Source organism: Streptomyces sp. TG1A-60, assembly GCF_037201975.1.
Taxonomy (GTDB): Bacteria; Actinomycetota; Actinomycetes; order Streptomycetales; family Streptomycetaceae; genus Streptomyces.
Genome location: NZ_CP147520.1, coordinates 1,812,329 through 1,825,199, shown reverse-complemented (window position 1 = coordinate 1,825,199; position 12,871 = coordinate 1,812,329). Strand labels below are relative to the sequence as shown.

General features: G+C 68.1%; 9 protein-coding genes. All 9 read left to right on the top strand.

The genetic code is table 11. The annotated features are described in order from the left end of the window. Positions 1-147 precede the first annotated feature (147 nt). The 9 genes from WBG99_RS07390 (at position 148) to dxs (ending at position 12,621) form a co-directional block, all read left to right on the top strand. Positions 148-1,197: a lytic polysaccharide monooxygenase gene (locus WBG99_RS07390; protein ID WP_338895555.1), complete on the top strand. Its 1,050-nt coding sequence runs from the start codon at positions 148-150 to the stop codon at positions 1,195-1,197. Positions 1,198-1,997: 800 nt separating this feature from the next. Continuing rightward, complete coding sequence (ngcE, locus tag WBG99_RS07385) at positions 1,998-3,479, top strand: N-acetylglucosamine/diacetylchitobiose ABC transporter substrate-binding protein (RefSeq protein ID WP_338895553.1); 1,482 nt, start codon at positions 1,998-2,000, stop codon at positions 3,477-3,479. Positions 3,480-3,564: 85 nt separating this feature from the next. Further along, a complete protein-coding gene (locus tag WBG99_RS07380; RefSeq protein ID WP_338895552.1) occupies positions 3,565-4,491 on the top strand; it encodes a sugar ABC transporter permease in 927 nt (308 codons plus the stop codon). A 4-nt stretch (positions 4,492-4,495) separates the two neighbouring features. Next, the gene (locus WBG99_RS07375) at positions 4,496-5,422 is read left to right on the top strand and encodes a carbohydrate ABC transporter permease (RefSeq protein WP_338895551.1); all 927 of its coding nucleotides are present in this window, start codon (positions 4,496-4,498) and stop codon (positions 5,420-5,422) included. A 183-nt stretch (positions 5,423-5,605) separates the two neighbouring features. Then, positions 5,606-6,805: an ROK family transcriptional regulator gene (locus WBG99_RS07370; RefSeq protein ID WP_338895550.1), complete on the top strand. Its 1,200-nt coding sequence runs from the start codon at positions 5,606-5,608 to the stop codon at positions 6,803-6,805. 136 nt (positions 6,806-6,941) lie between these two features. Beyond that, positions 6,942-8,030 carry a substrate-binding domain-containing protein gene (locus tag WBG99_RS07365; RefSeq protein ID WP_338900256.1) on the top strand — a complete coding sequence of 363 codons (1,089 nt, stop codon included), beginning with the start codon at positions 6,942-6,944 and terminating at the stop codon, positions 8,028-8,030. A gap of 208 nt (positions 8,031-8,238) precedes the next feature. Beyond that, complete coding sequence (locus WBG99_RS07360; protein WP_338895549.1) at positions 8,239-9,030, top strand: ATP-binding cassette domain-containing protein; 792 nt, start codon at positions 8,239-8,241, stop codon at positions 9,028-9,030. Continuing rightward, the gene (locus tag WBG99_RS07355; RefSeq protein WP_338895548.1) at positions 9,027-10,382 is read left to right on the top strand and encodes a sugar ABC transporter permease; all 1,356 of its coding nucleotides are present in this window, start codon (positions 9,027-9,029) and stop codon (positions 10,380-10,382) included. Before WBG99_RS07360 ends, WBG99_RS07355 begins: the two co-directional genes overlap by 4 nt. 319 nt (positions 10,383-10,701) lie before the next feature. Beyond that, a complete protein-coding gene (gene dxs / locus WBG99_RS07350) occupies positions 10,702-12,621 on the top strand; it encodes a 1-deoxy-D-xylulose-5-phosphate synthase (RefSeq protein ID WP_338895547.1) in 1,920 nt (639 codons plus the stop codon). Positions 12,622-12,871: the final 250 nt, after the last annotated feature.

Below are 12,871 nucleotides of genomic sequence, written 5' to 3'. Positions count from 1 at the left end.
TCCCATAAAGGGCGGTGGACCGGAACCCGCCGCGCGGGACCCGCTCTCACCCCGCACCACATCCGCACACGCACAGGAGCACGCGCACGTTCCCCACGGCCATGCACACAAGGAGTTCTTGTCATGCGTGTGACAAACTTGCGATTAATGTTGCCTCGGCGCCACAGAGCGCTTCTGCTCGTGCTGCTCGCTCTCGTGACCACGATCCCGGCGCTCGGCCTGGTGGTCACGGCCGGCAGCGGCAAAGCGGAGGCGCACGGCACTCCGATGAAGCCCGGTAGCCGCACGTTCCTGTGCTGGCAGGACGGGCTGACCGACACCGGCGAGATCAAGCCCGTCAACCCGGCCTGTCGCTCCGCGCAGCAGGTGAGCGGGACGACCCCGTTCTACAACTGGTTCTCGGTGCTCCGCTCGGACGGCGTCGGCCGCACCCGCGGCTTCGTCCCGGACGGCGAGCTGTGCAGCGGCGGCAACACCAACTTCACCGGGTTCAACACCCCCAGCGCCGACTGGCCGTTGACCCATCTCACCTCCGGCGCGACCGTCGACTTCTCCTACAACGCATGGGCGGCGCACCCGGGTTGGTTCTACGTCTACATCACCAAGGACGGCTTCGACCCGACGAAGACGCTCACCTGGAACGACATGGAGGCGCAGCCCTTCCTGAGCGTCGACCACCCGCCGCTGAACGGCAGCCCGGGTACGGTCGAGGCCAACTACTCCTGGCGGGGCCAGCTTCCGGCGGACAAGTCGGGCCGCCACATCATCTACACGGTCTGGCAGCGCTCCGACAGCCAGGAGACCTTCTACTCCTGCTCCGACGTCGTCTTCGACGGCGGCAACGGCGAGGTCACCGGTATCAAGGAGCCCGGCAACCCCTCCGAGCCGGTACCGGGCGAGTGCTCCGCGACCCGTCGTACGACGGGCAGTTGGAACGGTGGCTACCAGGCCGAGGTCGTCGTCACCAACACCGGCGACGTGCCGATGCTCGGCTGGATGGTCAACTGGACGCTGCCGTCCGGCCAGAAGGTCGACAGCCTCTGGAGCGGCAGCGCGACCTACACCGGACAGGACGTGATGGTGCACAACGCCGACTGGAACGGGGCGTTGGATCCCGGCGAAACCGCCACGTTCGGCTATGTGGTGCAGGGGTCGGGAGGTGACCCCGCCACGGCACTGCCCTGCCGGGTGGGCTGAGGACCCGATCCGTCGGACAGGTTCCGCGCTCGGGGCGGGCCGGATGGGCGCGTGTGTGTGCCCACCCGGCCCGCGGTCCGCACCCGGTCCGCAACTGGTACGGGAGAACCGGGCGCGGAGGGAGGTCACCCGACAGGCTCTGAAGGCATCCATCGACAAGACGACGTTGTGGAGTGGGCCGAGCACCCCACCGACGGATGATCATCGAGTGGAACAAGCCCACTGGGCGACTGCTGGACGCCGGTGCCCGGCGCGGGCTCACCGAGTCGGCTGTACGACTGCACGCGGGCCACCAGTAACGCGGACAACCTGCCGACCACCTGAACCTCGTCGACGGCGAGCCCGGCACCAAGCTGCTCGCCTTCCGTCTCAAGGAATGGCCGACACGGGACAACGTTGTCGACCGCGTCGCCAGGATTCGTGGTGGTTCAAATAATGGGCGATGTCAAGCGTGCTGAATGAGCCATCCGGGTGTAATGGCGGAGGGTTTCTGGCCGGGCGGCGCGCGGGCGCCCGCATTTCCGCGAGGTCTCAACTCGGAAAAGACCCATGGTCAACCTTGCATTCGATCTTGCTCCCCTGGTGGGAAGTGGACTATACCTGTCGGCGTCCGCATAGTGGTCGCGCAACCGTGGACAGGCGCTACCCGGGGGGAATTACCGGTGGTCGCGGACGTGTCCGCGCGCCGACCGCCGTTCTGCCCCTGTTGAATCCTCACGCATGACCCCAGCTTGAACCGACCGCGGTGCCGGGAGGATCCGGTTCACCGCCTGAGTCCTGGAGAAGGCGAGGACTTGAGCATGGGATCCACGACCGCTGAGAACAACACCGGCCCCGAAGGCGTCGGCAGCACCGGCCCCGAAGGCGTCGGCCGCCGTGATCTGATCAAGCGCGCCGCCGCGCTGGGCCTGATCTCCGTACCGACGACGAGCTTCCTGTCCGCTTGTGCCAGCAGCGGTGGCAGCGGTGACGAGGAGAAGGCGGAGGCGGGCGAGAAGACGGCGAAGAACCCGCTCGGCGTCAACGGCAGCGCGCAGCTGGAGTTCGTTCTGTTCGACGGCGGCTTCGGCAAGGAGTACGCAGAGGACGCCGTCAAGGTCTACGAGAAGAACTTCCCCAGGGCGAGCGTGAAGTTCTCCGCCACCCAGAAGATCCAGTCCACTCTCCAGCCCCGCTTCAACCAGGGCACGCCGCCGGACCTGATCGACAACTCCGGCGCCGAGCAGATGGACATGGGCGTCCTGGTCGGCAAGGACCAGCTCACCGACCTCACCCCGCTGCTGGACGCGCCCTCCTACGACGACCCGGACAAGAAGGTCCGCGACACGCTGCGGCCCGGCATCGTGGAGATGGGCCAGTTCGACGGCGACCCGGTCTGGATCATGTACTACGCCTACACGGTGTACGGCGTCTGGTACTCGCGGAAGGCCCTTGACTCGCTCGACGAGCGGTATCCCGAGACCTGGGACCAGATGCTCGCGGTCTGTGAGAAGGCCAAGAAGAGGGGGATGGCGGGCTGGACGTACGCGGGCAAGTACCCGTACTACATCCCCTTCTCGCTCTACCCGATGATCGCCAAGGTGGGCGGCCGGGAGGTGCTCGACTCGATCGACAACCTGGAGCCGAACGCCTGGAAGCACCCGGCGGTCAAGGCCTGCTTCGAGGCCTACTACGAGCTCTATCGGAAGGGCTACGTCCTCAAGGGCACCCCGGGACTGGACCACATCCAGTCGCAGACCGCCTGGGCCCAGGGCAAGGCGCTGTTCATCCCGAACGGCTCCTGGGTGGAGAACGAGTCGGCGAACGTCATCCCTGCGGACTTCGGCCTCGCCGTCTCCGCGCCCACCGGTATCGACGGCTCGGACAAGATGCCCTTCGGCACCATCTGGGCCTCCGGCGGCGAACCCTTCATCGTCCCGGCCAAGGCGAAGAACGGCACGGGCGGGATGGAGCAGTTGCGCATCATGCTCGGCGAGGCGTCCTCCAAGAACTTCACCGGCAAGGTCAAGTCGCTGACCGCGTACAACGGCGGCACCGACGGCATCAGCCTCACCCCCGGCCTCGGGTCCGGTGTCGCGGCCCTGGACAAGGCCGGCGACAACGTGGTGAACCCGCGCATCCAGGACTGGTACGTGCAGTTGCAGAAGGAGCAGATCGGTGTGGCGGGCCTCGGCGAGATGATGGCCGGCCGGCTCACCCCGGCCGAGGCCATCAAGAAGATCCAGGGCTTCGCCGACGCGGCTGCCGAGGACTCGTCGATCAAGCACTACAAGCACCAGTGAGAAATCGTCACCAGGGCCTGTCCGGTGTGCTGCGGCCGTGCGGGCCCTGGGGGCCGGGGCCGCGCGCAGATCGGGGTCGGTGGTAATGCAGCACGGCAAGTACCCGTTCATCGTGGGGTTCCTGGCAGTGCCCCTCGGGCTTTACACGCTGTTCGTCATCTGGCCGTTCATCCAGTCCTTCTATTACTCGTTCACGGACTGGACCGGTCTGAGCCCCGAATTCGGGACGGTCGGCTTCGCCAATTACGAACGGATGCTCGACGACGCCATCTTCTGGAAGTCGCTGCAGCACAGTCTGCTGTTCGCGTTGGTGCTGCCGCTGGTGACGATCAGTCTGGCGCTGTTCTTCGCCTTCATGATCAATGTGGGCGGACGTCACCGCAGGGGCGGGCCGGTGGTCACCGGAGTCCGCGGCTCGTCCTTCTACAAGATCGTCTATTTCTTCCCGCAGGTGCTCTCGATCGCGATCGTGGCGCTGTTGTTCGCCTTCGCGTACAACCCGGACAGCGGCGCGATCAACTCGATCCTGCGCGGCATCGGGCTGGACGCAGTCCAGCCGCTGTGGCTGGGCGACCCGAGCCTCGCCCTGTGGGCCGTGATGGCGGTCCTCGTCTGGTCCACGGTCGGCTTCTTCGTGGTCCTCTTCTCTGCCGGTATGGCCTCCATCCCCGCGGACCTGTACGAGGCCGCGCTGCTCGACGGGGCCGGCCGGGCCATCACGTTCTTCCGGGTCACCCTGCCCCTGCTGTGGGACACGGTGCAGTCCGGCTGGGTCTACATGGGCATCCTCGCCCTCGGCGCCGAGTCGTTCGCGGTCGTACAGATCATGACGACCGGTCCCGGCGGCCCGGACTACTCGACCACCGTCATGGTCCTGTACGTGTACCAGAAGGCGTTCCGTGACGGGCAGGCCGCCTACGCCACCACGATCGGCGTCGCCCTGCTCGTCGTCACGCTGGCCTTCGCCGCAGTCGTGATGCGACTGGGCCGGCGCGAGCGGCTGGAGTACTGAGTTCATGAAGACGACCGAGACCCCCGCCCCGGTACCGGCCGAGTCCGGTGCGCGCGTCGCCAGGCCCGACGGCCCGGCCGGGCCGCGCCGGAAGGAGCAGAAGAAGGAGGGAGTCACCCTCAACGTCTTCTCGCACGGGATTCTGATCATCTGGGCGATCATGGTCGTGATGCCGTTGGTGTGGGCGGTGATGACGTCCTTCAAGGACGACCGTTCCATCTTCGCCTCGCCCTGGTCGCTGCCGGACAAGCTGCACTTCGACAATTGGTCGCGGGCGTGGACCGAGGCCGACATGAGCGACTACTTCCTCAACACCGTCCTGGTGGTGGGAGGCTCGCTCATCGGCACGCTGGTGCTCGGTTCGATGGCGGCGTATGTGCTGGCCCGCTTCGACTTCCCGGGCAACCGCTTCATCTACTACCTGTTCATCGGCGGCATGAGCTTCCCGATCATGCTGGCGCTGGTGCCGTTGTTCTACGTCGTGAACAACATGGGCCTGCTGAACACGATCCACGGCCTGATCCTGGTCTACATCGCGTACTCGCTGCCCTTCACGGTGTTCTTCCTGACGGCGTTCTTCCGCACACTGCCGACGTCGGTGGCGGAGGCGGCCTTCGTGGACGGCGCCTCACACACGAGGACGTTCTTCCAGATCATGGTGCCCATGGCCAAGCCCGGCCTGATCAGCGTCGGCATCTTCAACTTCCTCGGCCAGTGGAACCAGTACATGCTGCCCACGGTCCTCAACACCGACCCGGAGAAGCGGGTGCTGACCCAGGGACTGGTTCAACTGGCCGTCAGCCAGGGCTACAAGGGTGACTGGTCCGGCCTCTTCGCGGGTCTGGTGATGGCGATGCTGCCGGTGCTGGCCGCGTACATCGTGTTCCAGCGGCAGGTGGTGCAGGGGCTGACGGCGGGCGCCCTGAAGTGACGCTGCGGAACCGGCTGTGAGCGTGCCGCACGGATCCTGCGGGAGCGGTACGCCCGCCATGCCCGCATGCGCCGAAACGGTTCAACCTCTTGACGGGAGGCAACCCGAACAGCTCAGCTTAGAGTTCACTAGTTGGACATAGACGGGGTCTCGCCGACGCGGCCTCGCGCGCAGGAGGTCGTCGTGGAGACTCCGGGGTCGCAGTCGTCGCTGCACCGAGCAAATCTCGAGCGCGTAGTCCGGGCGGTGCGCCTCGCCGGGTCGCTCACGCAGGCGGAGATCGCCAGGACGACCGGTCTGTCCGCCGCCACGGTCTCCAATATCGTGCGCGAGCTGAAGGAGGGCGGAACCGTCGAGGTCACGCCCACCTCGGCGGGTGGTCGCCGGGCCCGCGCGGTCTCCCTGAGCGGGGACGCCGGCATCGTGATCGGCGTCGACTTCGGGCACACGCATTTGCGCGTCGCGATCGGGAATCTCGCCCACCAGGTGCTCGCCGAGGAGTCCGAGCCGCTGGACGTGGACGCCTCCTCCACTCAGGGCTTCGACCGGGCGGAACAGCTGGTCACCCGGTTGATCGAGGCCACCGGCGTGGATCGCGCGAAGATCGCCGGCGTGGGCCTCGGTGTGCCCGGCCCGATCGACGTGGAGTCGGGGACGCTCGGCTCCACCGCCATTCTGCCGGGCTGGACCGGAACCAAGCCCGCCGCCGAGATGCGCCACCGCCTCGGCGTACCGGTGCACGTGGACAACGACGCCAACCTCGGCGCCCTCGGTGAGCTGGTCTGGGGCAGCGGGCGGGGGGTGCGGGACCTCGCGTACATCAAGGTGTCCAGCGGCGTGGGCGCCGGACTGGTGATCGATGGCAAGATCTACCGGGGCCCGGGTGGCACGGCGGGAGAAATCGGGCATATTACTCTTGATGAATCCGGCCCTGTCTGCCGTTGCGGCAACCGGGGCTGCCTGGAGACCTTCGCCGCCGCGCGCTATGTGCTGCCGCTCCTCCAGTCCAGCCACGGCACCGGTCTGACCATGGAAGGTGTCGTACGGTTGGCGAGGGACGGGGACCCGGGCTGTCGTCGGGTGATCGCCGACGTCGGCCGCCACATCGGAAGTGGAGTCGCCAATCTCTGCAATCTGTTGAACCCGAGCCGCGTGGTCCTCGGTGGCGATCTCGCCGAGGCCGGAGAGCTGGTGCTCGGACCCATAAGGGAGTCGGTCGGCCGGTACGCGATCCCGAGTGCCGCACGTCAACTCTCAGTGTTGCCAGGGGCACTTGGCGGTCGCGCCGAGGTGCTCGGGGCGCTCGCCCTGGCCCTCGGCGAGATGGGTGATTCAACCCTTCTGGACGGGACCCTGACCTCCGCGACCCCTGCCTTCACTTAGAGAACGAAATACGCCGTTGCCAACCCGTTAAGGATTTACTTCTTGACGTCGCACGTGTGGCCGAGTTGACTTCCAGCCACCTCGGCCGCAGTGCTGCGGCCCGTGTCAGGGAGGCACAACCCACATGAACGCAACGATGCGTAGAGTCGTGATCGGCGCCACCGCGGTTTCGCTCGCGCTCTCCGTGGCCGCCTGCGGCAAGGCCGGCGACGACAACGACTCCGACAACGGCAGCGGCTCGGACAGCAAGACCATCGGCCTGCTGCTCCCGGACAGCGTGACCGAGCGCTACGCGAAGTTCGACCGCCCCTTCTTCGAGGCCAAGGTCGAGGAGCTCTGCTCCGACTGCACCGTCGAGTACGCGAACGCGGCGGGTGACGCGGCCAAGCAGGCCCAGCAGGTCAGCAGCATGATCACCAAGGGTGTCAAGGTGATCGTGGTCAGCGCCCAGGACTCCGCCGCCATCAAGTCCTCCATCCAGTCCGCGGTCGACAAGGGCATCAAGGTCATCGCCTACGACCGTCTGGCCCAGGGGCCGGTCTCCGCGTACGTCTCCTTCGACAACGTCAAGGTCGGTGAGCTCCAGGGCGAGGCCCTGCTCACCGCGCTCGGCGACAAGGCGACCCCCAAGTCGAAGGTCGTCATGATCAACGGTGACGACGCCGACCCGAACGCCGCACAGTTCAAGGAAGGCGCCCACAAGGCCCTCGACGGCAAGGTCGACATCGCCTACGAGCAGTCCGGTCTGTGGAAGGACACCGTCGCCAGCCAGAAGATGTCCGCCGCCATCACCCAGATCGGCGCCAAGAACATCGCGGGCGTCTACGCCGCCAACGACGGCATGGCCGGTGGTGTCGCCACCACCCTCAAGGGCGCCGGCATCAGCGGTATCCCGCTGACCGGTCAGGACGCCGAGCTCGCGGGCATCCAGCGCATCGTCGCGGGCACGCAGTCCAGCACCGTCTACAAGGCCTTCAAGCCGGAGGCGGACGCCGCCGCCCAGCTCGCGGTCAACCTGCTGGAGGGCGAGGACATCAAGGACCTCGCCAACCAGACGCTGACCAGCGGCTCCGGTGACAAGGTGCCCTCGCAGCTGCTGACGCCGGTCTCGGTCACCAAGGACAACATCCAGGACACGGTGATCAAGGACAAGCTGTACACCGTCGCCGACATCTGCACCACGGAGTACGCCAAGGCGTGCAAGGAGGCCGGCCTCGTCGAGTAGTCCTTCGAGGCGCGACCGCTTCGCGGTCCCGTAGAACCCGCCGACGCCCGCCCCGCTTTCAGACCCCGCTTCCGGGGCGGGCGTCGGACGGAACCGCTGCCGAGCGCGGCGGATCTGCGCATGTCTACCTTGTAAGCCCTGTGCGTCACGCACATTCCTCCGCGCCTGATCCCAAGCGCGGCATCCCGCCGGTCAGGCGGCGAAGGAGATGGTTCACGTGTCCGCTACGCCCGTGCTGGCGTTGCGCGGAGTCTCCAAGCGATTCGGTGCGGTCCAGGCACTCACCGAGGTCGAACTGGAGGTCCACGCCGGAGAAGTGGTCGCCCTGGTCGGCGACAACGGCGCCGGGAAGTCGACCCTGGTCAAGACGATCGCGGGGGTGCACCCCATCGATGAGGGCGTCATCGAGTGGCAGGGCGACCCGGTCAGCATCAACAAGCCGCACGACGCCCAGGGACTCGGCGTCGCGACGGTCTACCAGGACCTCGCCCTGTGCGACAACCTCGATGTGGTCGGCAACCTGTACCTCGGTCGCGAGCTGCTCCGCAGGGGCGTCATCGACGAGGTGTCGATGGAGAAGAACGCCCGGGAACTGCTGTCCACGCTCTCCATCCGCATCCCGAGCGTGCGCATCCCGATCGCCAGCCTCTCCGGTGGCCAGCGTCAGGTCGTGGCCATCGCCCGCGCCCTGATCGGCGACCCCAAGGTCGTCATCCTCGACGAACCCACCGCCGCCCTCGGCGTCGAGCAGACCGCGCAGGTCCTCGACCTGGTCGAGCGGCTGCGCGAACGCGACCTCGGCGTCATCCTCATCAGCCACAACATGGCCGATGTGAAGGCGGTCGCGGACACCGTCGCCGTGCTGCGCCTGGGCAAGAACAACGGCTCCTTCTCGGTGAAGGACACCAGCCACGAAGAGATCATCGCCGCCATCACGGGCGCCACGGACAACGCCGTGACCCGTCGTGCGGGGCGTCGCACCACGGAGGCGGCAAAGTGAGCGACACGTCCAAAACCGTGAAGGGCGAATCCGCCGAGGCCGCGAAGACCGGCAAGGGCGAGGGCATGGCGGAGGGGCAGACCACGGTCGCTCCCGCCGACGACCCCACGGCCGCCCCGGTCAGCGTCGTCGACCCCCGGCTGCTGGTCCGTGAGGAGGGCCTCAAGGGCTACCTCACCGAGTTCAAGCGCAAGGTCAAGGGCGGCGAGCTGGGCTCGATGCCGGTCGTCATCGGTCTGATCGTCATCTGGACGATCTTCCAGCTGCAGAACGACCGTTTCCTCAGCGCCGCCAACCTCTCGAACATCAGCTACTTCCTCTCGGCCACCGGCATGCTCGCCATCGGCCTGGTGTTCGTACTGCTGCTCGGTGAGATCGACCTGTCCGTCGGCTCGGTCAGCGGCCTCGCGTCCACGGTCTTCGCCGTCTTCGTGGTCACCCACGGCATGAACGCCTGGCTGGCGCTGGTCCTGACGATCGTCACCGGCCTCGGCGTCGGCGCCCTGCACGGCTGGTTCTTCGCGAAGATCGGCGTACCGGCGTTCGTCGTCACCCTGGCCGGCTTCCTCGGCTGGAACGGCATGATGCTGTGGCTGCTCGGTGACAGCGGCACGATCAACATCCCGTCCGGGGACGGACCGATCCAGCTGTTCGGCCAGAACTCCTTCTTCATGGACCAGGCCATCATCGGCGCCTACATCCTGGCCGGTCTCGGCGTCGCGTCCATGGCCGTGGGCTCCTTCGGCGAGCAGCGGCGCCGCCGGGCCGCCGGGGTGCCGCACCGGCCCACCAGCGAGATCCTGCTGCGCGTGGGCGCGCTCGCGGTGGCGTCGTTCGCGGCCGCGGCCGTGCTGAACAACGCGCAGGGTGTCTCCAACGCGCTGGTCGTCTTCCTCGCCTGCCTCGTCATCGTCGACTTCGTGCTGCGGCGCACGCCGTACGGCCGCAAGGTCTTCGCGGTCGGCGGTGGCATCGAGGCGGCGAGGCGTGCCGGTATCAACGTGCCGATGATCCGCATCACCGTGTTCGCCCTCGCCGGCATGTTCGCGGCGATCGGCGGCATGCTCTTCGCGGGGCAGACGGCCAGTGCGACACTCAACGCCGGTGGCGGCAACACGCTGATGCTCGCGATCGCGGCGGCGGTCATCGGTGGCACCAGCCTCTTCGGCGGGCGCGGATCGGTGTGGTCGGCGCTGCTGGGTATGTTGGTGATCCAGTCGATCCAGACCGGTCTCGACCTGCTGAACATGAACACGTCGATCCAGTACATGATCACGGGTGCGGTTCTGCTGGGTGCCGTCGTCATCGACTCCGTCTCCCGTAAGAGCCAGAAGGCGGCCGGCCGCGCGTAGCGCCGTCGGGTGCGGTTCGCGCTGCGGGCGCCGGTCCGATGTGGCCGGCCGCGTTCACGCGGCAGAGTCGCGGAGGGAGCGGCCCCGCGCTCCTGAAGGCGCGAGCCAGGCGTCCCTCGTCGAACAAGTGCCCGGCGTCAATCCTGACGCCGGGCACTTCTCTTCGTGGTCGGACGTTTCGTACGGGTGCGTCTGCGCAGGATGGTCTACGGCCGTTCGCGTGACGCAGGACCCACCCGCCCGGCGGTGGGTGGGTGACGCGGAAGATTAGACTTCGACGAGCCCGGCAACGCTCGAACGCAACTGCAAGGAGGCACGGGTGCCGCTGCTGACCCGCATCAGGGGACCGCGCGATCTGGACCGGCTCAGCCTGGAGCAGCTGGACCAGCTGGCGGAGGAGATCCGGACCTTCCTCGTGGAGGCGGTGTCAAAGACCGGCGGCCACCTCGGCCCGAACCTCGGCGTGGTCGAGCTCACCATCGCGCTGCACCGGGTCTTCGACTCGCCGAAGGACAAGGTGCTGTGGGACACGGGGCACCAGTCCTACGTCCACAAGCTGCTCACCGGCCGTCAGGACTTCTCCAGGCTGAAGATGAAGGGCGGCCTCTCCGGCTACCCCTCGCAGGCCGAGTCCGAGCACGACGTCATCGAGAACAGCCACGCCTCCACGGTGCTCGGCTGGGCCGACGGCCTCGCGAAGGCCAACCAGGTGCTGAAACGCGACGACCACGTGGTCGCGGTCATCGGCGACGGCGCGCTCACCGGCGGTATGGCCTGGGAGGCGCTGAACAACATCGCGGACGCCAAGGACCGGCCGCTGGTCATCGTCGTCAACGACAACGAGCGGTCGTACGCGCCGACCATCGGCGGGCTCGCCAACCACCTGGCCACCCTGCGCACGACGGACGGGTACGAGCGGTTCCTCGCCCGGGGCAAGGACCTGCTGGAGCGGACGCCCGTCGTGGGCAGGCCGCTCTACGAGACGCTGCACGGCGCCAAGAAGGGACTGAAGGACTTCATCGCCCCTCAGGGCATGTTCGAGGACCTGGGACTCAAGTACGTCGGGCCGATCGACGGACACGACATCGAGGCCCTGGAGTCCGCGCTGTCCCGCGCCAAGCGGTTCGGCGGGCCGGTCATCGTGCACTGCCTGACCGAGAAGGGCCGCGGCTACCAGCCCGCCCTCCAGGACGAGGCGGACCGCTTCCACGCCGTCGGCAAGATCCACCCGGACACGGGCCTGCCGATCGCCTCCTCCGGCGCCGACTGGACCTCCGTCTTCGGCGAGGAGATGGTCAAGCTCGGCAAGGAGCGCGAGGACGTCGTCGCCATCACGGCCGCGATGCTCCAGCCGGTCGGGCTCGACAAGTTCGCCAAGGCCTTCCCCGAGCGGGTGTACGACGTCGGCATCGCCGAGCAGCACGGCGCGGTCTCCGCGGCCGGCCTCGCCACGGGCGGGCTGCACCCCGTCTTCGCGGTGTACGCCACCTTCCTCAACCGCGCCTTCGACCAGGTGCTGATGGACGTGGCCCTGCACCGGTGCGGGGTGACCTTCGTGCTCGACCGGGCCGGTGTCACCGGCACCGACGGGGCCTCGCACAACGGCATGTGGGACATGTCGATCCTCCAGGTCGTGCCGGGGCTGCGGCTCGCCGCGCCGCGCGACGCCGACCAGGTGCGCGCCCAACTGCGCGAGGCCGTCGCGGTGACGGACGCGCCGACCGTGGTCCGCTTCTCCAAGGGCGCCGTCGGCCCCGCCGTGCCGGCCGTGCGCCGCGTCGGCGGCATGGACGTGCTGCGCGAGCCGGACACCGACACGCCTGACGTGCTCCTCGTCTCCGTGGGCGCCCTCGCGCCGATGTGCCTGGAGATCGCCGGCCTGCTCGACAAGCAGGGGATCACCACGACCGTCGTCGACCCGCGCTGGGTGAAGCCGGTCGACGAGCACATGGCGCCGCTCGCCGACCGGCACCGTGTGGTCGTCACCGTCGAGGACAACTCCCGCGTCGGCGGCGTCGGCTCGGCCGTCGCCCAGGCCCTGCGCGACGCGGGCGTCGACATCCCGCTGCGTGACTTCGGCATCCCGCCGCGCTTCCTCGACCACGCCTCCCGCGCCGAGGTACTCGCGGAGATCGGCCTCACCGCGCCCGACATCGCCCGCCAGGTCACCGGGCTGGTCTCCAAGCTCGACGGCCGTCTCGACGGCTCTCCCGCCGAGGCGGAGCCCGCGCGCGACTGACGTGCCCGGTCGGGCTGCTCGGGCCGGTCCCGCCGTCCTCCGCGGTGGCGGGACCGGCCCATTCGGAGGTGTGCCTGTGAGCAGCACACCCTGACGGTCTTGGGCGTCGGTGTCATGATCGGAACCGGCGCATCACAAGGCGCCGGGCCACGACGCCCCGTGACCGGCTCTCCGGCGGACGGCTCGGCTGCCGGTTTCCGGCGCGTGCCGGGCCCGGCACCTCACGCCCTGCCGGGCGGTGCCCCCGTCA

What these genes read in the sequence shown, in the direction of transcription:
- WBG99_RS07390 (WP_338895555.1), top strand. Translation starts at nt 148, where the DNA reads ATGTTGCCTCGGCGCCACAGAGCGCTTCTGCTCGTGCTGCTCGCTCTC.
- ngcE (WP_338895553.1), top strand. Translation starts at nt 1,998, where the DNA reads ATGGGATCCACGACCGCTGAGAACAACACCGGCCCCGAAGGCGTCGGC.
- WBG99_RS07380 (WP_338895552.1), top strand. Translation starts at nt 3,565, where the DNA reads ATGCAGCACGGCAAGTACCCGTTCATCGTGGGGTTCCTGGCAGTGCCC.
- WBG99_RS07375 (WP_338895551.1), top strand. Translation starts at nt 4,496, where the DNA reads ATGAAGACGACCGAGACCCCCGCCCCGGTACCGGCCGAGTCCGGTGCG.
- WBG99_RS07365 (WP_338900256.1), top strand. Translation starts at nt 6,942, where the DNA reads ATGCGTAGAGTCGTGATCGGCGCCACCGCGGTTTCGCTCGCGCTCTCC.
- WBG99_RS07360 (WP_338895549.1), top strand. Translation starts at nt 8,239, where the DNA reads ATGGTTCACGTGTCCGCTACGCCCGTGCTGGCGTTGCGCGGAGTCTCC.